The sequence below is a fragment of the Dyella silvatica genome, from assembly GCF_026283955.1.
Taxonomy (GTDB): Bacteria; Pseudomonadota; Gammaproteobacteria; order Xanthomonadales; family Rhodanobacteraceae; genus Dyella_C; species Dyella_C silvatica.
Genome location: NZ_JAPDPE010000095.1, coordinates 1 through 22,017 on the forward strand (window position 1 = coordinate 1; position 22,017 = coordinate 22,017).

Below are 22,017 nucleotides of genomic sequence, written 5' to 3' on the forward strand. Positions count from 1 at the left end.
CCTGCTGGTAATGCGTGGTGGCGCAGTCGGCTATCAGCGTCAGGGTGTTCTTGCTCAGGTTCAGTTGGTTGGTCGATAAATCATCGGCGGCAAAACGTTCGCGACAAGCGCTATACATTTTCAGCGCGTCGCCGCCGTCATCGACGCTGCCATCGCGCTTGGCCTTGCCAAGGTAGCTGTCCAATCGCTTAAGCCGTTTTTCGCGCACGCGCTCGGTAAGCTGCGTTAATCCCGGCGCGGTGAAAACGTCTTGCAACGCGATCAGTTCACCGCTCTTGATATCGAAGTTGTAGCTCAGGCTAAAAGGGTTGGCCGACGCCCCCATATATTCGCCTTGAATCTGCAACGATAAATAACCTGGCGTATTGCCCTTCACCGCATAGTCCAAGGCATCCACTCCCTGGCTCGATCCCGGCGCCGGCACGATGTCCTCAAACGGACTTTGACGATACTTGCCAGGGAGTTTCTTCAACTGGGTTACTTGCAGCCAGGTATTGATGCGCTGCGTTGCAGCAGCATCGCCACCCTTGAGCAGCGGAAACTTGAGCGTGGCGTCGCCTTGCGTATCACTAAGGCTGTCCACCCGTAACTGCGCCAGCGCCGGTGCCGCCATCAGGCTGCAAAACACACAGGCCAGCAGCCGAATTCCTATCAGTGTCATACCGTCTCCTTGCGTCATGGGCCTCGCATCATAGATGCACATTACCTGTAGCAAAGGTTGCGCTATGGTGCGTATCCCATTGCTCCAATCGCCTTCATGGACCAGCCCGCTACCCCCGTAATCCCGCCGCGCCGTCGCGCCGCGGTCGCCTTTATCTTTGTCACGGTGCTGCTGGACATGTTGGCGTTCGGCATCGTGATCCCGGTGCTGCCGCATCTGGTTGAACAACTGGCCGGCGGCGGTATTGCGCAAGCCGCCTGGTGGGTGGGTGTATTCAGCACCGTGTTCGCCATCGTGCAGTTTCTCTTTTCGCCGGTGCAGGGGGCGCTGTCAGACCGCTTCGGCCGCCGCCCGGTGATCTTGATCTCGAACTTCGGCCTGGCCGTGGACTTCGTCGTGCTGGCCCTGGCGCCGACCCTGTGGCTGCTGTTTGTCGCCCGCATCATGCTGGGCATGACCGCGGCCAGCTTTTCCACTGCCAATGCGTATATCGCCGACATCACCCCGGCGGAAAAGCGCTCGGCGGCGTTCGGTGTGCTGGGTAGCGCTTTTGGCCTGGGCTTTATCCTCGGTCCGGGCCTGGGCGGCTGGCTGGGCCACATCGACCTGCGCCTGCCGTTCTGGGTCGCCGGCGGCCTGGCCATGTGCAATTTCTTGTATGGCTTTTTTGTGTTGCCCGAATCGCTGCCGAAGGAGCGCCGCACCGCGCGCTTTGAACCACACAGCGCACACCCGTTCGGCTCGCTCAAGTTGCTGCGCCGCTACCCGCAGGTGCTTGGCCTGGCGGTGGTGTTGTTTCTGGTCTATCTGGCCCACTTCGTCCTGCAAACCGTCTTTGTGCTGTATGCCGATTACCGCTACGGCTGGGGGCCGCAAGCAGTGGGCTTTGTGCTGATGTTTGTCGGTGCCTGCGACGGCTTTGTTCAGGCGGTGCTGACCGGTCGTCTCACGCCGCGCTTTGGCGAGCGCCGCATCCTGCTCGCCGGCATGTTATTCGGCATCGGCGCCTTTATCGTGATGGGGCTGGCCGGCAGCGGCGCGCTGTTCCTGATCGGGGTGCCGCTGGTGGCGTTGTGGGGTATGGCTGGGCCACCCATCCAGGCATTGATGACGCATCAGGTGGACCCCACCGAACAAGGGCGCCTGCAAGGCGCGATCAGCAGCCTGAACAGCTTTGCCGGCATCTTCGGGCCGTTCTTGTTTGCCCAGGTGTTCTCGCTTTCGATTGCCAAACAGTCGTCGCTGCATCTGCCTGGCTTGGCTTTTCTGTTATCGGCCGCATTGCTGGTGGTCGGCACGGTGATTGTTATACGCATTACCCGGCATACCGCTGATCTGGCCAAGAACCCAGCCAACGATTCCGGGTGCAATGGTATCGAGCCGCTGCCCCCTCAAACCGCCGATTCATTGGGACCCCTGCCATGACCTTATCCATGTACCAAGCTTCTGTACCGGTTTTCTTGCGCGCCTTGAGCAACCTCAGCCATGTGTTGAAAAAGGGCGAGGCCCATGCGTCGGCTAAAGGCGTCACGCCCGAGGTCATGCTGCAAACGCGACTGATCCCCGACATGCTGCCGTTGGTGAAACAGGTGCAGATCGCCACCGACATGGCCAAGAACGCCTGCGCTCGCCTGGCCGGGGTCGATCCGCTGAAGATCGAAGACAACGAAACCACCTTCGAGCAACTACACGCTCGTCTGGATCGGGTGATCGACTACATCAAAAGCTACAAGCCCGAACAGATCGACGGCAGCGAGACCCGCCCCATCGAAATCAAGAGCCGCACTGGCGATCTTCATTTCGAAGGCGAGATCTACCTGCTGCACTACGTGCTACCCAACGTGTTCTTCCATTGCACCACCGCCTACGCGATCTTGCGTTCGAGCGGAGCCGAGCTGGGCAAATCAGATTTTATCGGCAAGGCGTAAGCCCCCGCTGGTAGCAGCCACTTAAATCAGTAAGCCAAAGCATGCGAGGTAGTGAGCACCTCGCATGCTTTGCCGTGTCCGCTCGGTGGAAAACCGCGGCCCCTCAGCACAAGTCTCGCGACGGTTTAATTCACATTTTCTTCACGATTCGCAAGTTTCGTGTCAGCTTGCTGTGCTCAACTCGTAATTTCTTACGTTTCTGGCCTATGGTCTCACTCATAAGCTGACGACGTACAGATCGTTGCCACCCACCAGAGTGATGCTGCACACAACTGATTTTTAAATGTTTTGCCATTGTCCGTGAAGGGAGATAGCCATGACGACAAGGAACCGTTACACCTACACCCGCCATTTTCTGGCAGTCGCCTGCCTGGCCGCACTGGGCACTAGCACCGCCATGGCGCAAGACCATGCCGCCAACAAAACCGACACGAAGAAGCCGACCACCAGCCTGGAAACCGTCACCGTTACCGGTAGTCGCATCTCGAATCCGAACGTAATCTCGCCAACGCCGGTCAGCGTATTGACCGCTGCGGATATCAAAGCCACCGGCGCCGTCAACATCGGCGACCTGATGACCACGATGCCGCAACTGTCGACCACCTTCACCATGGGCAACTCCGGCCGGTACATCGGTACCGCCGGCATCGCCCAGCAGAATTTGCGCAATCTGGGTACCGAGCGCACCCTGGTGCTGGTCAACGGCCGGCGCTTTGTCGGCTCCAGCGCGGGCGATACCGCCGTCGACGTCAATCTGATCCCAACCGATTGGGTCGAGCGCGTGGAAATCATTACCGGCGGCGCTTCGGCGGTATATGGTGCTGATGCGGTGACCGGTGTCGTCAACTTCATCCTGAAAAAGAACTATCAAGGCGCCAACCTGCAGGCGCAGTACGGCAGCTCCGAACATGGCGGTTTCGGCAACAAACTGCTTTCGCTGACCGGTGGCATGAACTTCGCCCAGGATCGCGGCAACGTCGCGGTGTTAGTCGAGCGCAGCGATCGAGACTCGCTGCAATTCAGCGACCGCTTCGGGCGTCAGTCCTACACCACGATCAGGACGCCCAACGGCCCCACCGATACCGCGTTGTTCGGCAACGCCGGCAGCTACACGATTACCGACGGTGGCACCTTTTCGCTCGGCAAGACTACAGATGTCAGCAAGCGCTATGTGTTCGATCCGAACGGCAATGTGCGTGCGCAACGCTTTGACGGGCTTTATGACAACACCGGCCGCTGCACCAATTGTGATCGCCTCGATACGAATCAGGTCAGCCAGCTGCAACCACGCTACGGCCGCACCAGTATAAGCAGCGTCGCCAGCTTCAATATCACGCCCGAGCACCGTCTGTACTTCGAAGGCACCTATAGCAACGTCAAGGTCAAGAAGTACAGCCAGCCGGCATTCGGCGCCGCGTCATCGGCCTACACGATAGCCAGCGACAACGCCTATATCTCCCCTGAACTCGCCGCATTGATGAGCGCCAACGGCGCCAAGAGCATCAACGTGTCGCGCTTTGACGTCGATGCTGGCCGCCGTGGCGAAGACACCACTCGCAATACCACACGTGCGGTATTTGGCATCAACGGTGTGATCACTGGTGACTGGGAATACGACGCCTCAGTGAATTACGGCGTCACCGACGAAACTCGCCGCAACCTCAATAACCGTATCAAAGATCGCTTTGCAGCCTCGATCGACGCCGTGCGCGATCCGCTCAGCGGCAATATCGTCTGCCGCTCGTCGCTCGATCCGAATTCGATCAACACGCAGACCGGCAATGTATTGAATCCAATCGCCCTCAGCGGCTGTGTTCCGACTAGTATTTTCGGCAACGGCGCGATCAATCCGGCCGCCGCCAACTGGTTCAACACCACGACCACCACCCGATCCAAGCTGACACAGTTCGTCGGCGGCGGCTCGGTGACCAACAACAATCTGTTCCAGATGCCGTTCGACGCCGGTTCCGCGAGCTTGGCGGCCGGCGTGGAATTTCGCCGCGAAAGCAGTCGCCAGATCACCGATCCATTGGATGTGGCCGGGCTGACCTTCCTCAACGCCATCCCACCGTCAGGCGGCGCTTATAGCGTGAAGGAAGGCTATGTCGAAACCGCCATGCCGTTACTTTCCGGTCGCCCGTTCGCGCAGAACCTGACTTTCGATGCCGCCGCCCGTTTCTCCGACTACAGCAACATCGGCCGTACCAAGGCCTGGCGCTGGGGACTGGACTGGTCAATCGATGACAATGTCCGTCTGCGCGGCACCATGTCCAGCGCCGTGCGGGCACCGAATATCAGCGAGCTATACAGCGGCCAAACCGAAAACTTCTTCCGCATCACGGACCCTTGCTCCGTCACAGAGATCCCGAACGGCCCGAATCCATCCCTGCGCCAGGCGAATTGTTCGGCGCTGGGCATTCCAGCGGGCTGGACCTCCGTCAACAGCGCAACCATTCGCGGCGTCTCCGGCAGCAACCCCAACCTGAAACCCGAGCAAGGTCGTACCTGGACCACCGGCATCGTGCTCACGCCGCAGTTCCTCAGCGGCTTCGGCATCACCGTGGATTACTGGAACATCAAGCTGACCAATGCCATCTCTGCACCGACCGGCACCGACACCGCCAACCGTTGCGTGGATTCGACCTCCGGTATCGGCAACACGTACTGCCCGAACGTCCAGCGCGACAACATCACCCATGAACTCGTTTACGTCAGATCGATCAACCAGAATGTCTCTTCGCTAAGCACCTCCGGCGTCGATATGGGTGCTTATTACGCACATCCGCTATTCGGCGGCAGGATGAATTGGGCTGTCGATGCGACCAAGACCATCGCCTATACCGAGCGCCCGTTTCAGGACGACCCAAGCACCGTTATGCAGAGAAACGGCACGCTGGGCTACCCTGAGTGGAAGGCGGTTTTGCGCGCGACCTATTCGCTGAACAACTGGATGTTCAACTGGAACGCGCGCTATTTCTCCCCAATGCTGCGCGTGAGCAACGAAAGCTATCGCTCCAACCCGACTCAGACCACGCCGATTAATGCGTCTTCAGGCTTCTTCAACGACTTAAAGGCCAGCTACAAGTTCAACAACAGCGGCTGGCAAGCCTATGTCGGCATCACTAACGTATTGGATCGCGATCCACCGGTGAACCTGTTCGGCACCACCTTCGGCAGCGGCTTGTACGACGCCATTGGCCGGGCTTACTACGCAGGCGTTAACTACAAATTCTGATAGAACGCAGTAGCTCCAACGGAAATAAAGAGCCGGCCAAGGCCGGCTCTTTATTGCCCTTTCGGCGACCCGGTTTTATTTTTCCCGTTCATCCCCATCTGAGGGCATACCCCCCATCGAGCATGGCGATGACTACTCCTACCCCCTTGAAAATCGACTTCGTCTCCGACGTGGTCTGCCCTTGGTGCGCTGTCGGCCTGAAGTCGCTGGAACAAGCACTGCAGCGCCTGGACGGCCAAGTGAGCGCCGAGCTGCATTTCCAGCCGTTCGAGCTGAATCCGCAGATGGCGCCGGAAGGCGAAGATATCCGTGAGCATCTCGCGCGCAAGTACGGCAGTACGCCGGAACAGTTCGCGCAGAATCACGAGGCGATCCGGCAGCGCGGCGCGGCGCTCGGCTTCACCTTCGACATGAGCAAACGCCAGCGCATCTACAACAGCTTCGACGCTCATCGCCTGCTGCATTGGGCCGAGCTTGCCGGCCACCAGACCGCCTTGAAACTAGCCTTGCTGAAGGCGTACTTCACCGAGGGTGAGGACATCAGTTCACGCGATGTGCTGCTGCGTATCGTCGGCGAGGCCGGGTTGGACACCAACGAAGCGCGCGCGGTGCTCAGCGAGAACCGCTACGCCGATGAAGTACGCGAGCAAGAGCAGTTCTATCAAGCCCAAGGCATTCACTCGGTGCCGGCCATCATCATCAACGAGCGCTACCTGATCCAGGGTGGCCAGCCGCCCGAGGTGTTCGAGGAAACCCTGCGCAAGATCGCCGCCGAAGATCGCTCAGCGCAGTCCTGACAAACTTCCGACCGGGCCAAGCCCCAGGCCACGGCCGGGCTGGCCCCGTCGGCCGAATCAGCGCAGGCCGCCGCAACTGACCTGAACACTGGGCGCCGGGGTCATGTCGCATGCTCGACCGGCCGTCTCACCGCACGCCAGCGCGTCGCCCCGTACAATGACCGGTCACTCCGCGGCTCGGGCCCTTCAGGGCCGGCCGCGTAGCGTGCCTTCTCCGCTACAACCCCGGCCACATGCTTAGCGACGACACCAAAGCCACCATCCGTGCCACCTATGCGCGCCTGAAAGACGGCTTGCCGGGTTTTCGCGCGCGCGCCTCGCAAGGCAAGATGATCGCCGAGGTCGCCAAGGCACTGGCGATCAGCGGCGGCGCCGCGGTGATCGAGGCACCCACCGGCACCGGCAAGTCGATGGCCTACCTGATCGCCGGGGTCGAGGTGGCGCGAGCGCAAAAGAAGAAACTGCTGATCGCCACCGCCACCGTCGCCCTGCAAGAGCAATTGGTGCAACGGGATATTCCGCTGTACCTGAAGCTCAGCGGCTACGACATGAAAGTGGCGCTGGCCAAGGGCATGGGCCGTTACCTATGCCTGCGCAACCTGCGCGTAGCCGCCAGCAGCCTGCAAGATTCCGCGCAGATGGGCCTGGGCTTGCCCGGCGGCGGCATGGATGCGGACCTGGCGCTATGGGCCAAACCGCCGGCCGAGCGCGACAAACAAGCCCTGTCCAAGCTCGCCGCCGCCTTCGACGCCGAAAGCTGGAATGGCGATATCGACAGCGCGCCCGAACCGATCAGCGATCTGTTGCGACCGATGGTGACCACCACCGCCGGCGGCTGCACCGGGCGCCGCTGCGCGCATTTCATGATTTGCCCCTTGTTCGCCGCGCGCCGCGCGATTGCCGATGCCGACATCATCGTCGCCAATCAAGACCTGGTGCTGGCCGACCTCACCATGTCCAGCGGGCCGGACAGCCAGGGCGGGGTGATTCTGCCCAAGCCGGAAGAAACGCTTTATATCTTCGACGAAGGCCATCACGTGCCGGGCAAGGCGATCGACCGCGGCGCCACCGAAGTTTTTCTCGGCGCCACCGTGCGCCAGCTCAGCCGATTGGGCCGGCAGGTCCACGCGGCCTATTCGCTGACCGACAAAGAGAGCCTGGGCAAGCTCAGCCTCGATGCCGGCGATCAAAAACTCCAGCAACTCAGCGATGCCCTGGAGGAGCTGGAAAAAGACATCCGGCTAGGCTGGCTGCCCGATGCCAACGAAGCAGAACCGATGTTTCGCGCCTCGCTCGGCCAACTGCCGGAGTCGTGGACGGATCACGCGCGCTTACTGTCTGCCTACACCACCGAGATCCAGCGCTGGCTAGGCGCGGTACGCCGCGCGGTAATGGAAATGAGCGAAGGCGGCCCCACCCAGGAGGCGCTAACGCGCGAGCTGGGCATGGCGCTGGAGCGTATCGATAAACAAGCCCGCACCTGGCAGGCCTGGTCCAGCGACGACCCCGACAATGCCCCGCCGCTGGCCCGCTGGGTCACCCTGGCCAACGATCAACAACTGGTTTGCCATGCCTCGTCGGTCTCTGCCGGCGGCTTGTTGCGCCATGTGCTGTGGGACAACGCCAGCGCCGTAGTCATGACCTCGGCCACGCTGAGCGCGGGCGGCAATTTCCGCGGCTTCGCCGATGCGGTCGGCCTGCCCAACGATGCGGTGACACTCAGCCTGCCCTCGCCGTTCGACCTCGCCGCCCAGGCGCGGTTGGAAGTGCCCGCATTGCGCGCCTTGCCCGAAGCGCGCGAAGAGCATGCCCAGGAGATCACCGACTGGCTCGCCGAAAATCTCGATTGGGATGCCGGCAACCTGGTGCTATTCACCTCGCGTGCCAAGCTCGACCGGGTGCTGCAAAAGCTGCCGATTCAACATGTGCGCCGGGTGCGCGCACAGGGTTCGCTGGGCAAGGCGCAACTGGTTAACGAGCACATTGCCGATATCGAGGCAGGCAAAGGCAGCACGCTGTTTGGCCTGGCCTCCTTTGGCGAAGGCCTGGACCTGCCCGGCAAGCTCTGCGAAACCGTGGTGATCACGCAGCTGCCGTTTGCCGTGCCAACCGATCCGGTCGGTGCCACCTATGCGGAATGGCTGGAGTCGCGCGGCCGCAATCCCTTCATCGAAGTCACCGTGCCCGAGGCGACCCGGCTGCTGACGCAATATTGCGGCCGCCTGATTCGCACCGAAACCGATCATGGCCGCATCGTGCTGCTCGACCGCCGCGTGGTGTTGAAGCGTTACGGCGTAGGCATGCTGAAAGCCCTGCCGCCATTTACCCGGGTTATCGAGAGGGTGGCATGAGCACACGCATCATCCGTGCCGCCGAATGCCCACCGCTACCGTGGAAAAACGGCCAGGGCCTGACCCGACAGATCGCCGTCCATCCACCCGGCGCCGATAGCGAGCATTTCCTGTGGCGGGTCAGCGTGGCCGAGGTCAACCGGGCCGCACCGTTCTCCGCCTTTCCCGGCATCGATCGGCATATCGCCCTGCTGGAGGGTGCGGGCTTCACCATGATGCTCGACGGCAACCGTGAGCATGCCTTGCTCACGCCGTTCGAACCGTTTGCCTTTGCCGGCGAAGCTGATGTCACCGTTACGCTGGCCGGTGGCGCTACGCGCGATTTCAACCTGATGACGCGGCGCGGTCACGGCCATGGCGAAGTCGTCGCCTGGACGACGCCCGGCAACTATCGGGTGTATGACGGCACCGTGCTGATTTATTGCGCGCGTGGTCGTATCGACACCACAGACGGCGTGCTGCATCCTGGCGATGCATGGTTGTTTCCGCCGGATGCCGGCGTCGATCTATCGGATGGTGCGGTGGCACTGGTGGTGCGGATCGTAAGCGCTACGGCTTAGCGTCTGCTGTCGGTTACGCGGGGCCTTGAGTGTTTGCTCCAAGGCCTCGCTGAAATGCTGTCGCAAGCTTGTTTACCCTCTCCCAACCTCCCCCTTGAAGGGGGAGGAGTCATTGGCGGTCTTGCTCAAGCTTCTGCGCGAGCCTGGAAGCAAAAGCTGGCCCCGTCGCACCCCCTCCCCTGTTTGCAGGGGAGGGCTGGGGAGGGGTGAAAACTTGCGACAAGCCCCCCCGCGCACAGAAAGACAACCCCTGACTCCTTGCCTACCTGCGAGCCAGCCGCCGGCGCCTATACTTGCCCGACCCCATAAGCTGTACAGGTGACCAGTCATGCTCGTACTGATCTTAGGTCTGGTGCTTTTTCTCGGTGTGCATTCCGTGCGCATCTTCGCCGACGACTGGCGCAGCCGGCAGCGGGCACGACTGGGAGACAAGGGCTGGAAAGGCCTCTACTCAGTCATCTCCATCGTCGGTTTTGGGCTGATCGTGTGGGGCTTTGGCCTGGCGCGCCAGCAGCCTGTGCTGCTGTATGTGCCGCCGATGTGGCTGCGTCATCTCAATGGGCTGTTTACCTTGCTCGCCTTTATCTTGATCGCGGCAGCTTATGTGCCAGGCAATCGGATCAAAGCCAAGCTGGGTCACCCGATGCTGGCGGGCGTGAAGACATGGGCGTTTGGCCATCTGCTTGCCACCGGCATGCTGCATGACGTGGTGCTGTTCGGTGCCTTCTTGCTTTGGGCGGTGCTCGACTTTATTACCAGCCGCCGACGTGATCGCCTTGCCGGCACGGTGTATCCCGCAGGCCAGCTTAAAGGCGATGTGCTGACCGTGCTGGCTGGCGTGATCGTCTGGGCGGTATTCGCTTTCGTACTGCATACCCGGTTGATCGGTGTGAATCCACTGCACTGATCGCGCACCCGGCAGATTCCCGACTTAACGCGAGGACGATTCCATGCTTACTTTTCTACTCTGGCTGTTGCTGCTGATCTTTTGCTGGCCGATTGCGCTGATCGCGCTGGTTTTGTATCCCATCGTCTGGCTATTGCTCCTGCCGTTCCGCCTGATCGGCATTTCGGTCGAGGCCGTCTTCTCGCTGCTGCGCGCGATCCTGATGCTGCCGGCACGCGTATTGCGCGGTCGGCCCGGCTGAGCCATGCCGGTATCGGACAAGCCGTATTCGCCAGCGTGCGAGCGCAATCGCGAACCGATTCTCGCGGTGCTGCGCAGTCACTTTGCCGATGCCCGGCAGGTACTGGAAATCGGCAGCGGCAGCGGCCAACACGCCGTGCATTTCGCGGCGGCCATGCCGCAGCTGACCTGGCAAAGCTCGGACCGGGCAGAGAACCTGCCCGGTATCCGGCAATGGCTGGACGAAGCCAGGCTAGCGAATACGCCGGCGCCACTCGCTTTCGATGTCGGCGGTGTTTGGCCTACGCAACGCTACGACGCCATCTTCAGCGCCAATACGCTGCACATCATGGCCTGGAGCGAGGTGGAGCAACTGTTTGCCAAGCTGCCGCAGATCAGCCACCGCGGCACCGTGCTGGCGATCTATGGCCCTTTCAATCAGCAAGGGCGCTACAGCAGCGACAGCAACGCCGCCTTCGATCAATCGCTCAAGTTACGCGGCGAACACATGGGCATCCGCGATGCGGGAGCGGTGGACGCCTTGGCCACGACCGCAGGCTTTTATCTGCTCGACGATATCGCGATGCCCGCGAACAACCGCTGCCGGATCTGGCAGCGGCGTTGAGATATCAGCGCCAGGAAACCAGCCCCGTGCTCGCTCTTGCGCTCCTGTAGCAGAGGCCGCAAGAGCGAGCGCAAATCGATGGCTTACGGCACCACCGGCAAGCTGATGAAGCTGGCCGTATCCGGCGCATGCCATACCCGCTGCGTGGCCTTGCGATAATCCGCCGGCTTGGCGTCGAAAATATTCGGCACGAAGGTTTGCGGGTTGCGGTCATACAACGGGAACAGGCTCGATTGCACCTGCACCATGATGCGGTGGCCGGGCAGGAATACATGGTTCGCGGTCGGCAAGCCAAAGCTATAGAGCAAGGGCTGATCCGGCGTAAGCGCCTGCGGATGCTCGAAGCTGTCGCGATAGCGGCCACGGAAAATATCCAGCGATACCGCCAGCTCGTAACCGCCCATGGCCGGATTCGACGCCATCGTGGCGGGATAAACATCGATCAGCTTCACCACCCAGTCGCTATCCGTACCGCTGGTGGAAGCATACAGATTCACCACCGGCGCACCGCCGATATGCAACGGCTCGGTCAGCGGCGCACTGACATAGCTGAGGACGTCTGGACGTCCATCGACAAAGCGCTGATCGCCGACCAGCCAGCGCGTCCACGCATCGTGATCGGCAAAATGGATCGGCCGCGGCAAATACGGCACCGGCTTGGACGGATCGGAAACATACTCGTCAAACTTTGCCGCCGCCACGGCCGGCGCCTGGAACGACAAACCGCCATCGGCACCCAGGTACAGCGGCTTGGGCTTGGCCGCGCAGCCCTGGTCGCAGCTCAGCGGCCATGATTTATAGCGGTCCCAGCGGTTCTCGCCGGTGTTGTAGATCAGCACCGGCGGGGTATCGGCCTTGGGCGCGCCATCGAGCAGATACTGATCGAAAAACGGCTTGAGCACATCGCGGCGAAACTGCTCGGCGGTATCGCCCTGCCACTGCAACGGCCCCAGCGAGGTACCGTCGTAGTTCACCTGGCTATGCCGCCACGGCCCCATCACCAGATAGTTCTTGTCGTTGCCGCTGTCCTTGGGCTCGGTCAGCGCATAGCTGTGAATGGCGCCCCACATGTCCTCTTGGTCCCACAAGCCTTGCAGCCACATGGTCGGCACCTTCAACGGCTGCTGCGCCATGATCTTGTCCAGCGCCTGCTGCTGCCAGAACACGTCATAGGCTGGGTGCTCCTCCAGCTTGCGCCAGAACGGCAACTGCTCGAGACCGGCGGCACGTGCGTAATCCCCGGCCGAACCGGCCTGCAGAAAATTGCTGTAGTCGTCGTAGCCGGCGCGCGTCACCCCTTCGCCCTTGCCCTTTTGCGCGGTCTGACCCTGGATGTAGTCGAAGTTGGTCTGGCGATACGCACCGTAGTGGAACCAGTCGTCTCCCATCCAGCCATCGACCATCGGGCTTTCCGGCGCGGCGACTTTCAGCGCCGGATGCGGATTGATCAAGGCCATCACCACGGTAAAGCCCTCATATGAGGAGCCCAGCATGCCGACCTTGCCGTTGGACTCGGGCAGGTTTTTCACCAGCCAGTCGATACTGTCGTAGGCATCGGTGGAGTGATCGACCTTGCTGGCGTTCAACGGCCCGCGCAACGGGCGGGTCATGACGTAGTCGCCCTCCGATCCGTATTTGCCGCGCACGTCCTGGAAAACGCGGATATAACCGCCGCGCACAAAGACCTCATCGCCTTGCGGCAATTGCGACAACATGTCCGGCGAGGCCAGGCGCATCACTCGGCCGCTGGCGTTGTAGGGGGTGCGGGTAAACAGAATCGGCGCATGCTTGGCGCCCTTGGGAATGATGATGACGGTATGCAGCTTTACCCCGTCGCGCATCGGAATCATCACCTCGCGCTTGAGGTAATTACTGCTCGCGGTAGGGGCAACGAATTTGGCCGGGATATCCGGCGTCAGCGGCGCCGTTTGCGCACTGGCTACGCCAGCAGCGAACAGGGCAACGCAAAGCAAGTAACAACCAGTACGCATGGAAGCCTCCGGGGACCGGCAGGGCTCCGCCTGCCGTGGTGGGTTCGTGAGTGGCTGCGTCTCCCCGCAGCGGTCCGACTATAAAGCCTGTTCACGATCTTTTCGCGGGCCTTGTGGCCGACACCAAATCCTCCGCGCCAACAAGCCGCGGCGATGACCTGCAATCTCCACATCGCGCGCTATCCAGCCAGCGGGCGCGACAGCCGCAAGGGAAGCTCGCGCATCAGAGCCGATGGTTTGATTTTTCGCCGCGATGGTTCACGATGGCTCCATCATCGCCGCTTCTGATTACCCTACCGTGCAAGTCGTCGACACGCTCACCCCCTGCCCTTGCGGCCATCCCGATGGCTACGCCCGCTGCTGCGGCCCGTTGCATGACGGTGGCGCGGCCGGCACGGCGGAGCAACTGATGCGTTCGCGCTATAGCGCCTATGTGCTCAAGCGCGAGGAGTATCTGCTGGCCACCTGGCATACCAGCACCCGCCCCGACCATCTCAAGCTTGCCGCGCAGCAACCGGCGCCGAGTTGGCTGGGGCTTACTGTGCAGCGACATGAAAGCGAGGGCGACCACGCCATCGTCGAGTTCGTGGCACGGCTGCGCTATGGCGGCGGCAAGGCGCAGCGCATGCACGAGGTCAGCCGTTTCGTGCGTGAGGACAACCACTGGTATTACCTCGACGGCAGCTTTCCCGGCGAGTAATCCACACCACGCGCGGTCGCATATCGCAGCGCCTTACTTGCTTTCGCCCACCCGCAACGTCGTTTCACCCTCGTAGTGACCCTGGCGGCCGAAGCGCCGCTCAGTGAGCCAGCCCCGCCCTTGATAATCCAGCGCCACGATCGTGCTGGCGCGCGTGCCGTACTGCTCGCCGCGAATGAAGGCCGATGACAGCCAGCGCTCACGCTCCAAGCCCACGCCGGTATCGGGAAGTTCGGCATCGGCGGCGACGTGCTCATCGGCAAGCGCATCGAACAGCGGCGCGACATCATCACCGCTGTCGCTATCCAGCCACGCTTGCAAGCGTTGCATCAAGATCCGGGTTTTCGGCCACGGCGTATTGAAATCCGCGTTGGAAAGACCATGCACACCGGCAGTGATCGGCTGCGCCCGCGGCTCGGGACGATTGCCCAGATAGTACGCATGCGATGCATGAACCTCTGCGCTGGCTGCACCGCCGAGATAATCCAGCGCCAGCAAACCGCGCGAGCGACCAAGCTGCGGATCAGTCGGGTCGCGCACATTGGTCACTACACTGCAACGTCCGCTGTCACTCACGCCAAGCCAGGTGCCGCCGGCTTCGAGATCGCGACCGGCGAGTATCGGCATATCGCTCCAACGCGCCAGCGCCGCGCTGGGGCGCGCGTGAAATTCATCACGATTCCCCGCCAGCAACAAACGCCAGTGCGGATGCGCGTTCCATGCAAAAGCAATCAAACACATGGCGAAAACCCTCTATTTGTAAGTTCAACGCAAGCTTTGGCGTTAAATCCTGCGAGTCTCGCACAAGCTCAGTAGTCATTGGCCGCCAGATCAAAAAGCAGTGAAGACATCCAATTGATCTATTCACATCGGTTGTACGCCTAAGCCGCAACAGTACCTCGGCTGTGGCTTTCGCCACACCTGCCACGGCTGGAAAATTCCAGGGTTCAACCTCCGTGTTTGTCGTGTCGCTTCGTTTTGAGGGGGTACACCCTTCACGCGATGGATCGCGCTTGCTCATCTATCAACCTGAGGAGTGCGCAATCAATGAAACGATTCACCCATAAACGCCTGTCATGGATAGGCGCATCGATACTTATGACGATGACCATGCTGGGCCTGAGCAGCATGGCGCAAGCAGCTGAGAACACGAAACCTGAGCTGGCCGTTACCGCGGTCAGCACACTCAGCAGCACCCAACGACCCGAAGGCGTTCCCAGCGATTTTGTAGTGACCCCGAATGGTTACTTTGCAGCCTCGTGCGTGCAGACGGTGCACGCCAATGAAAAACTGCATAAGGACGGCAGCATCCAACACGCCAATGGCCTGGTGAGCAAACCCGCTACCTGCTCCAAAGCTCACTACAGCTTAAACGGCACACGCATTGAAGCGAACGGTGCGATCTCGGTCGCGGCTCGTCGCAATACCCATCCGAGCATCAGTGGCTGGGTCATCGACACCGACTACACCAGCTCCAGCTCGATCGGTCGCATCGTCGCCAGCTGGACCGTACCCACCGCCCCGTCGAATGCGGGCAGCCAGGTGATTTACTTCTTTCCTGGCCTGGAGCAATTGCCCACGGTGCAATCCATTCTGCAGCCGGTGCTGGGCTGGAACGGTTACGGCGACTCCGCCTGGACCTTGGCCAGCTGGAACTGCTGTGTAGACGGCACCACGTTTCATAGCGACCCGATCAATGTCTCCGACGGCGATCAGGTGATTGGCGACACCTACTCGACCTGTGCCGCCGGAGCGAGCTGCTCTAACTGGGCGATTGTTTCCACCGACGTCAGCACCGGCCAGAACAGCACGCTCAATACGGATCCCTATGGCAGCCTGACCTGGGTCTTCGGTGGCGTGCTGGAGGCTTATGGCGTGGACACCTGCGATCAATACCCTGCCAGCGGCACGATCAGTTTCACCAACATCGCGGTGTACACCCAGGACGGCAACCAGGTGGCCTCGCCGCCGTGGGGCAAGTCGTACCCGGTCGGCTCGCAATCGCCGCAATGCAATTACGGCATTGATGCGACATCGAGCACCAGCACGCTGAATTACTGATACCAACCGTTGCCAAGAGCCAAGGCACCCTGGACGTTTCAGGGTGCCTTTGTTTTAGGGTTGCAGAGGGCTGGCTGCACGGCATCGAAGCAGCGCCGCACGACCTCGACGATCAAGGCTTGGTGAAGGCGCCTGCGCCCTTTCTTCACGTCGCCTGTACGTGCAAGTCGCAGTAAGCATGAGGCACTTAGGTGTCCACTGCGCAAACCATTGGACGACCGAATTCACAGGAATCGCCCTTGCGTCCATGGTTGCCGTGCATAGCCCAGGGGGCGAGCAGCATTCGCCAGCAGGATGCCTTCACTCACGCAGTTCACCCAGGAGAGTGCGACCCATGAACAGTCTTACGCGAAGCAAAAACCGCCTATCGGCCTGGATCGGTGCATCCATGCTGCTGGCTTTGTCGATGTTTGGATTTACCAGCTCTGCGGCACAAGCCGCAGAAAGCGTTCAACCCGAAGCGGTGGTCACGTCGGTCGCCACGCTCGACGCCAGCTTGCGTCCACCCGGCGTACCTACAGACTACGTGATCACGCCCAACGGCTATTTCTCAGCGTCGTGCGTACAGCTGGTACAGGCCGACGAAAAACTGCTTGCCGATGGCCGCATCGAACGTGCAAACGGCGCCGTGCGCAAACCCGCCACTTGCACACAGCCGCACTACACCTCCAACGGTTTGCGCATCCATCCGAACGGCGTGATCGAGGCGATGTACGGCCAGGCCCGCAGCACCGTGCCTAGCTACAGCGGCTGGGTGCTTTACACCAGCTACACCAGCGCCAAGGCGATCGGCCGCATCGTCGCCAACTGGACCGTGCCCGCCGCGCCCGCCAGCGCCGGCTCACAAGTCGTGTATTTTTTCCCCGGGCTAGAGCAATTGCCCAACGTGCAATCGATCCTGCAACCGGTTCTGGGCTGGAACGGCTACGGCGATAAAGCCTGGACCATGGCCAGCTGGAACTGCTGTGTCAGCGGCACCACCTATCACAGCAATCCGATCAACGTCTCCAAAGGCGACAAGATCACCGGCGACACCTATTCCACCTGCGCCGCGGGCGTGAGCTGCACCAAGTGGGCGATTGTCTCGACCGATACCACCACCGGCAAAAGCACCACGCTCAACACCAACCCCTATAGCACCCTGACCTGGGTCTTCGGCGGCGTGTTGGAGGCTTACGGCATCGGCACCTGTAGCCAGTACGCCGGCAGCCCGATCAACTTCACCAACATCAAGGTCTACGACATCAACAAAGTCCAGGTGGCATCGCCGCCATGGGCCGGCACCAATGTGATCGGCTCGGGTGCGCCGCAGTGCAATTACAAAATCGCCTCGACCGCCAGCACCGCCACGCTGTCCTATTAATCGTTCGTCCAACCAGAAAGCCGATGCACCGACAAAGCACCCCGAACTGCTCGGGGTGCTTTTTTAATGCAAGCGCATGCATTCAACCGAAGAACCAGTAACACACCGCGATGGATGCGAGCACGCCGGCCAGATCGGCCAACAACGCGCAGCCGATGGTATGCCTTACCCGGCGAATGCCCACCGCGCCGAAGTACACCGCCACCACATAGAACGTCGTCTCGGTGCTGCCCTGGATGGTCGCGGCCAGCAACGCCGGAAAACTGTCGACGCCGGAGTGATTCATCGTCTCGATCAGCATCGCGCGCGCCGCGCTACCGGAGAACGGTTTGACCAGGGCCGTCGGCAACGCATCGACGAAACGCGTATCCAGGCCCGCATGCTGGGCCAGCCAGCGCACGCCATTCAAGGCGAAATCCAGGGCACCGGAGGCACGCAATACGCCCACCGCGCAAAGCATGGCGATCAGATACGGCAAGATGCTCTTGGCTACATCGAAGCCTTGCTTGGCACCTTCGATGAAACTGTCGAACAAAGGCACTCGCTTCCACGCCCCGGCGCATAGAAAAAACATGATCACGCCGAACAACACCAGATTGCCCAGCAACGACGAAAGCGACGCCAGCACCACGGCGGACAACGAGGCCAGCAACGCCACAAACGCTCCCAGCAAGAGTCCGCCGCCGCCCAGCCACGCCAGCACCACCGGGTCTCGCAAGCGCAGCCGCTGCATAAAAGCCACCGACAGCAATGCAGTGATGTTCGCGACGAAATGCGCCAGCAAGATCGGCAGAAACACCAGGGTCGGATCATGCGCGCCGGCTTGCGCGCGATACATGAAGACCGTCACCGGCAACAGCGTCAGCGACGAGGCATTGAGCACCAGAAACAGAATCTGCGCATTGCTGGCCGTGTCATTCGAAGGGTTGAGGCTTTGCAGCTCGCGCATCGCCCGCAGGCCGATCGGCGTGGCGGCGTTGTCCAGGCCCAGGACATTCGCGGTGAAATTGAGCGTGATCAAGCCGATGGCCGGATGCCCGCGCGGCACGCCAGGCATCAAGCGGGCGAACAACGGCCCGAAGCATCGTGCCAGTCCATTCACCACGCCGGCCTGCTCGGCGATGTTCAAGAAACCCAGCCATAAGGTCAGCGTGCCAAACAACAGCAGCATTACCTTGACCGACAACTCGGCCATATCGAACAAGGCGGCAACGATGGCCGCGAAAACGCTCTCATCCCCCCCGCCCAGCCAGCGCACGAGTGCCGCTACCGCAGCGACCAGGAAAAAACCAAACCATAGGCGGCTCAGCACCAGCCACTCCTGGCCAGAGTGGGTAAATGCATGGATGGCAAAAAGGCGATCGGCTGCATAGCCGCATTGTGGCCGGGTAACGACGCCACGACCAGAGGCATCGCTGCCTCTGCTGCGTGGCGCCCCGCTCAGACGCTACGCGCCGGCCGCCTCACGCACACGCTCAGGTAGTTGCAGACGATGGCCGGCGTCGTCGTAATCGATTAGCAACACACCCGAATCGTGACGACCGCTGATTTCGACAAAGCAGGCGCCGCCGATAAACGGCTCCAGCGTCATCACCGATTTCAAGGGCGTGGCGACGATCATCTGGAAACCGAAGTTCTCGAAGATATTCATCGCCAAGGCGGTGAATTCGTTGTCGGCCTTATCAAAGGCCTCGTCCAGCACGACCGCGGCATAACGCGGTATTTCGCCATCGTCGCCACCAAGCTGATAACGCAAGGCGGCGGCAAGGCAGGTCGTCGCCAGCTTCTGTCGCTGACCGCCGGATTTGCCGGCGCCACTGCGATAAATTTCGATCTGATCGCGCGTGGTGGCATCCAGCTCCACGCCGAAAAACTCCACGTGCAGGCGCACGTCCAAGACGTTCTCGCGCCAGCGACGCAGCTCAGGCTCTTGCGCACCCAGTCGCTGCACCAGACTGCGCAGCACGGCGAACTGCGCTTCGGCGCGCTCGCGGTCTTCGGTCTGGTGATGACTGAGCACGTCGCGCAACTGTTGTTGAAACTCGATCACTTCGGGCAGGCGGCGATCGGAGAGCTCGATGGTCAGCAAGGTGCCGCGATTGAACGGCACCTGTTCGAGGCTGGCGTTGACCTCATCCAGGCGCTGCGCGATGGACTTGCGCGCCTCGCCCATGTATCGCTGCAAGAGTTGCAGATTGTTCTTGCTCTGGTTTTGCAGCAGCTCGAAGAAGCGAACTTCGTGCTTGGGCAAGCCATCCAGTTCAAGCCGCTGCAGGCGGGCCAGAATATCGTCCGCCGAATCCAGCGTGGGAGTGAAATCGCCGCTGTCTTGCGGCCAGCGCCGACGGAATTCGCGAAAGCGGTCGACCACGTTCTGCGACAGCACATGATCTCGGTCCGCGAACTGCTCCAGCCGCTCGTTCAAGCCGCGTTCGAGCGTGCGGAAATGATCGCTGAGGTTGACCAGGCTCAAGGCCGGCAATTCGGCCAATCGCTGGCTCAAGCCTTCGATTTGAAACGGTGTCGGCGCCACTGTCTGCCGTGCCAGGCAGGCATCGTGTTCACGCTCGATGCCCTTGCGCTCACGCTCCAGTGTCATGCGCTCGCTGCGAATTTCAGCCAGCGCCTTGCTGGTGTTGTCGCGGGCGACCCGAGCTTTCTCGATGCGCTCGCCCAACTCGCGCAAGCTGGTATTGCCCTCGCGCCACTGCCGCAGCTGATCGGCGATATCGGCCAGCCGGTGAAGCTTGGGTGCGATATCGATTTCGTCCCAGCTGAAATTGACCAGCGTGTTACTTGCCAGCTGCTGTTGATTGCCGCGCTCGCGCTGCTGCCGGATCGTATCGACCTCATCATCGCATGCACCGATGCGTCGCCCCAACTCCTGGGCTTCGCGCTCGAACAGCGCCAGCTTGTCGCGGTTATCGAAGCCCAGCAGCCAGTTCTTTCGATCATCGATGGCGCGGCGATCGTCTTTCTCGAAGCGGTCGCCCGGGTGTTTGATCTGACCTTCGCGCGTGATCGCCTTATCAGCCTTGCGCAAGCCGCTGGCCGAATCGACGCAGGTGTAGTCGAAGCGCTTGGCCAGCTCGCCGTTCAGCCATTCGCCATGTGCATGGGCGCGTATGTCGAGCTTGTGCACCAGCGAACGCATATCCGGCTTGCGGCCCTGCAGCGCCTCGCCACGACCGACGCGGTAATACACCAGTTTGCCGGCCAGATGCGTGCGATTGACCCAATCGGCTACTTCTTTGTGGTGCTTGTCGTCGACCAACATGGACTGGGCAAAACCATGCAGCACGCGCTCGATCGCACCGCGCCAGGCCAGATCTTCTTCCCGCACTTGCAGCAGCTCGCCGACGAAGGGCAGCGCGTTCTCGGCGATACCGAGCGCTTCGCACATGCGTGTGCGCAACGCCTGCGCCTGCGCCGGGATATTCGAGGGGCGTTGTTTCAGTGACTGAATCTCGGCGACCACCTCGGTAAAGCGCTTTTCGTTATCACGCTTGTCGCCCAGCAGCTCGGCGATGCGCTCGTCCATCGCATGGGCATGGCTACGGCCGTCTTCCAGCCACTGCTGCGCCGCGCTGACCTGTTCGGCAAAGCCCTGTGCGGTACCTGCCAGATCCTGGCCGAGAATCTTGCAGGCTTGCTCGGCCACGCCGCGGCGCTTGGCGCGCTCGTCGCGTTCGCGCTCCACGCGGCCATGCTCGCGCTCTAGCTCGTCGATACGGTCGCCGCCCTGCTCGCGCCGCTGGCGCTCCAGCTCGGCTAGCTTGTCTTCGTGATTGGCCAGGGTTTCGCTGCGCTGCGCCTCTTCGCCCGCATGACCGAGGTCCTCCGTGGCGATGGCTTCCAGGCGCAGATCGAGCAAGCCTAAGCGGCGCTGTTCGCGATAGGCGTCCAGGCCCAACTGCAGCTCGCGCAACGCGGCGCTGCCCCGGCGCAGTTCGAGCAAGGCCTGGTAATCCTCGCGCGCGGGTGTCAGCGTGCTTACTTGCTCGCGTGCGGTGACTACCGCCTTGTGTGCGGCATCCAGTTCGGCAAAGTCGGTGACCAGGCGCTCGGCGGCGCCAAAGGTCTCCGGCTCATCCAGCATGAAGCCACGCAGAAACTGATTGAGATCGCCGAGGTTTTTCGCCGACTGCGTTTTGTGCAGCAGCTTAAGCGCCATTTCGTTGCCGATGCCCAGCAAGCGGCGGAAACGTTCGGCGTAGCCGGTGAAGCTGTCGAAATGATGGACGTCGTCGCCGAGCCGGTTTTTCAGCTGACGCAAATCCAGATCGAAGCCTTCGAGCTCGGTGTCCACATCGAAGGCACGCTCGACCACCATGTAATGCTTGCGTACGTCGGCGGACGCCGAACTGTTGCCGGCGATCCAGAACAGACGGATCAGGCTTACCGTCGCGCCCAGCGCGTTACGGTATTCCAGCACCAGTGCAGTCCAGGTCGCTCCCTTGCGCAAGTACTGCGTGGCGATTTCACCGGAGTCGGCATCTTGCTGATCGGCCCAGGCACCACGCACATACGAGGCGAGATTGCGGTCGCGGCCACTGCGCTCGGCCTCGCGCGCCGCCGCATTGAAGTCGACCATGTTCGGCGGCACCAGTAGCGCCGAC

The 22,017-nt window shown here is 61.4% G+C and carries 17 protein-coding genes; 12 read left to right on the top strand and 5 right to left on the bottom strand.

The window, feature by feature from the left end:
- Window positions 1-661 (bottom strand): hypothetical protein (locus OUZ52_RS16815; protein WP_266159696.1); only part of this gene is annotated, 661 nt, incomplete at its 3' end.
- Between the two features lie 96 nt (window positions 662-757).
- Between OUZ52_RS16815 and OUZ52_RS16820 the strand changes: the two genes are divergently transcribed.
- The 9 genes from OUZ52_RS16820 (at window position 758) to OUZ52_RS16860 (ending at window position 11,283) form a co-directional block, all read left to right on the top strand.
- On the top strand, window positions 758-2,086 hold the full coding sequence (locus OUZ52_RS16820; RefSeq protein ID WP_266159697.1) for a TCR/Tet family MFS transporter: 1,329 nt from the start codon (window positions 758-760) through the stop codon (window positions 2,084-2,086).
- Window positions 2,083-2,589 (top strand): DUF1993 domain-containing protein, encoded by a 507-nt coding sequence (locus OUZ52_RS16825; RefSeq protein WP_266159698.1) that lies wholly within the window; start codon window positions 2,083-2,085, stop codon window positions 2,587-2,589. Before OUZ52_RS16820 ends, OUZ52_RS16825 begins: the two co-directional genes overlap by 4 nt.
- A gap of 316 nt (window positions 2,590-2,905) precedes the next feature.
- The gene (locus OUZ52_RS16830) at window positions 2,906-5,824 is read left to right on the top strand and encodes a TonB-dependent receptor domain-containing protein (protein WP_266159699.1); all 2,919 of its coding nucleotides are present in this window, start codon (window positions 2,906-2,908) and stop codon (window positions 5,822-5,824) included.
- A gap of 128 nt (window positions 5,825-5,952) precedes the next feature.
- Entirely contained in the window at window positions 5,953-6,621 is a 669-nt protein-coding gene (locus tag OUZ52_RS16835; RefSeq protein ID WP_266159700.1) for a DsbA family oxidoreductase, read from the top strand.
- A 233-nt stretch (window positions 6,622-6,854) separates the two neighbouring features.
- Window positions 6,855-8,972 (top strand): ATP-dependent DNA helicase DinG, encoded by a 2,118-nt coding sequence (gene dinG, locus OUZ52_RS16840; RefSeq protein ID WP_266159701.1) that lies wholly within the window; start codon window positions 6,855-6,857, stop codon window positions 8,970-8,972.
- Window positions 8,969-9,532, top strand: a complete 564-nt coding sequence (locus OUZ52_RS16845) for a HutD/Ves family protein (RefSeq protein WP_266159702.1) — start codon at window positions 8,969-8,971, stop codon at window positions 9,530-9,532. The genes dinG and OUZ52_RS16845 overlap by 4 nt, the downstream gene beginning before the upstream one ends.
- A 328-nt stretch (window positions 9,533-9,860) precedes the next feature.
- Window positions 9,861-10,439 carry an NnrU family protein gene (locus OUZ52_RS16850; RefSeq protein ID WP_266159703.1) on the top strand — a complete coding sequence of 193 codons (579 nt, stop codon included), beginning with the start codon at window positions 9,861-9,863 and terminating at the stop codon, window positions 10,437-10,439.
- A gap of 43 nt (window positions 10,440-10,482) precedes the next feature.
- Window positions 10,483-10,680 carry a hypothetical protein gene (locus OUZ52_RS16855; protein ID WP_266159704.1) on the top strand — a complete coding sequence of 66 codons (198 nt, stop codon included), beginning with the start codon at window positions 10,483-10,485 and terminating at the stop codon, window positions 10,678-10,680.
- A 3-nt stretch (window positions 10,681-10,683) separates the two neighbouring features.
- Window positions 10,684-11,283 carry a DUF938 domain-containing protein gene (locus OUZ52_RS16860; RefSeq protein WP_266159705.1) on the top strand — a complete coding sequence of 200 codons (600 nt, stop codon included), beginning with the start codon at window positions 10,684-10,686 and terminating at the stop codon, window positions 11,281-11,283.
- Window positions 11,284-11,366: 83 nt separating this feature from the next.
- Here the strand turns inward: OUZ52_RS16860 and OUZ52_RS16865 are convergent, their stop codons facing one another.
- On the bottom strand, window positions 11,367-13,274 hold the full coding sequence (locus tag OUZ52_RS16865; protein ID WP_266159706.1) for a CocE/NonD family hydrolase: 1,908 nt from the start codon (window positions 13,272-13,274) through the stop codon (window positions 11,367-11,369).
- 298 nt (window positions 13,275-13,572) lie between these two features.
- Here OUZ52_RS16865 and OUZ52_RS16870 point away from each other — a divergent pair, with 298 nt between their 5' ends.
- Window positions 13,573-13,974: a YchJ family protein gene (locus OUZ52_RS16870; RefSeq protein WP_266159712.1), complete on the top strand. Its 402-nt coding sequence runs from the start codon at window positions 13,573-13,575 to the stop codon at window positions 13,972-13,974.
- Window positions 13,975-14,007: 33 nt separating this feature from the next.
- On the opposite strand, the gene OUZ52_RS16875 is transcribed toward OUZ52_RS16870, so the two are convergent.
- Window positions 14,008-14,715, bottom strand: coding sequence for an NRDE family protein (locus OUZ52_RS16875; RefSeq protein WP_266159707.1), 708 nt, complete (start codon window positions 14,713-14,715; stop codon window positions 14,008-14,010).
- Window positions 14,716-15,021: 306 nt separating this feature from the next.
- On the opposite strand from OUZ52_RS16875, the gene OUZ52_RS16880 reads away from it, so the two are divergent.
- Together OUZ52_RS16880 and OUZ52_RS16885 are read left to right on the top strand one after the other, a co-directional pair.
- Complete coding sequence (locus OUZ52_RS16880) at window positions 15,022-16,035, top strand: hypothetical protein (protein ID WP_266159708.1); 1,014 nt, start codon at window positions 15,022-15,024, stop codon at window positions 16,033-16,035.
- 334 nt (window positions 16,036-16,369) lie between these two features.
- Window positions 16,370-17,398, top strand: a complete 1,029-nt coding sequence (locus OUZ52_RS16885) for a hypothetical protein (protein ID WP_266159709.1) — start codon at window positions 16,370-16,372, stop codon at window positions 17,396-17,398.
- An 82-nt stretch (window positions 17,399-17,480) separates the two neighbouring features.
- On the opposite strand, the gene OUZ52_RS16890 is transcribed toward OUZ52_RS16885, so the two are convergent.
- Window positions 17,481-18,710, bottom strand: a complete 1,230-nt coding sequence (locus OUZ52_RS16890; protein ID WP_266159710.1) for a nucleoside recognition domain-containing protein — start codon at window positions 18,708-18,710, stop codon at window positions 17,481-17,483.
- Between the two features lie 135 nt (window positions 18,711-18,845).
- Window positions 18,846-22,017, bottom strand: a 3,172-nt coding sequence (locus OUZ52_RS16895) for an ATP-binding protein (RefSeq protein ID WP_266159711.1), incomplete at its 5' end; no start/stop codon positions are given.

Coding starts and splice junctions, on each gene's coding strand:
- OUZ52_RS16835 (WP_266159700.1), top strand. CDS start 5,953: ATGACTACTCCTACCCCCTTGAAAATCGACTTCGTCTCCGACGTGGTC.
- OUZ52_RS16875 (WP_266159707.1), bottom strand. CDS start 14,715: ATGTGTTTGATTGCTTTTGCATGGAACGCGCATCCGCACTGGCGTTTG.
- OUZ52_RS16885 (WP_266159709.1), top strand. CDS start 16,370: ATGAACAGTCTTACGCGAAGCAAAAACCGCCTATCGGCCTGGATCGGT.
- OUZ52_RS16880 (WP_266159708.1), top strand. CDS start 15,022: ATGAAACGATTCACCCATAAACGCCTGTCATGGATAGGCGCATCGATA.
- OUZ52_RS16830 (WP_266159699.1), top strand. CDS start 2,906: ATGACGACAAGGAACCGTTACACCTACACCCGCCATTTTCTGGCAGTC.
- OUZ52_RS16825 (WP_266159698.1), top strand. CDS start 2,083: ATGACCTTATCCATGTACCAAGCTTCTGTACCGGTTTTCTTGCGCGCC.
- OUZ52_RS16850 (WP_266159703.1), top strand. CDS start 9,861: ATGCTCGTACTGATCTTAGGTCTGGTGCTTTTTCTCGGTGTGCATTCC.
- dinG (WP_266159701.1), top strand. CDS start 6,855: ATGCTTAGCGACGACACCAAAGCCACCATCCGTGCCACCTATGCGCGC.
- OUZ52_RS16820 (WP_266159697.1), top strand. CDS start 758: ATGGACCAGCCCGCTACCCCCGTAATCCCGCCGCGCCGTCGCGCCGCG.
- OUZ52_RS16855 (WP_266159704.1), top strand. CDS start 10,483: ATGCTTACTTTTCTACTCTGGCTGTTGCTGCTGATCTTTTGCTGGCCG.
- OUZ52_RS16845 (WP_266159702.1), top strand. CDS start 8,969: ATGAGCACACGCATCATCCGTGCCGCCGAATGCCCACCGCTACCGTGG.
- OUZ52_RS16860 (WP_266159705.1), top strand. CDS start 10,684: ATGCCGGTATCGGACAAGCCGTATTCGCCAGCGTGCGAGCGCAATCGC.
- OUZ52_RS16865 (WP_266159706.1), bottom strand. CDS start 13,274: ATGCGTACTGGTTGTTACTTGCTTTGCGTTGCCCTGTTCGCTGCTGGC.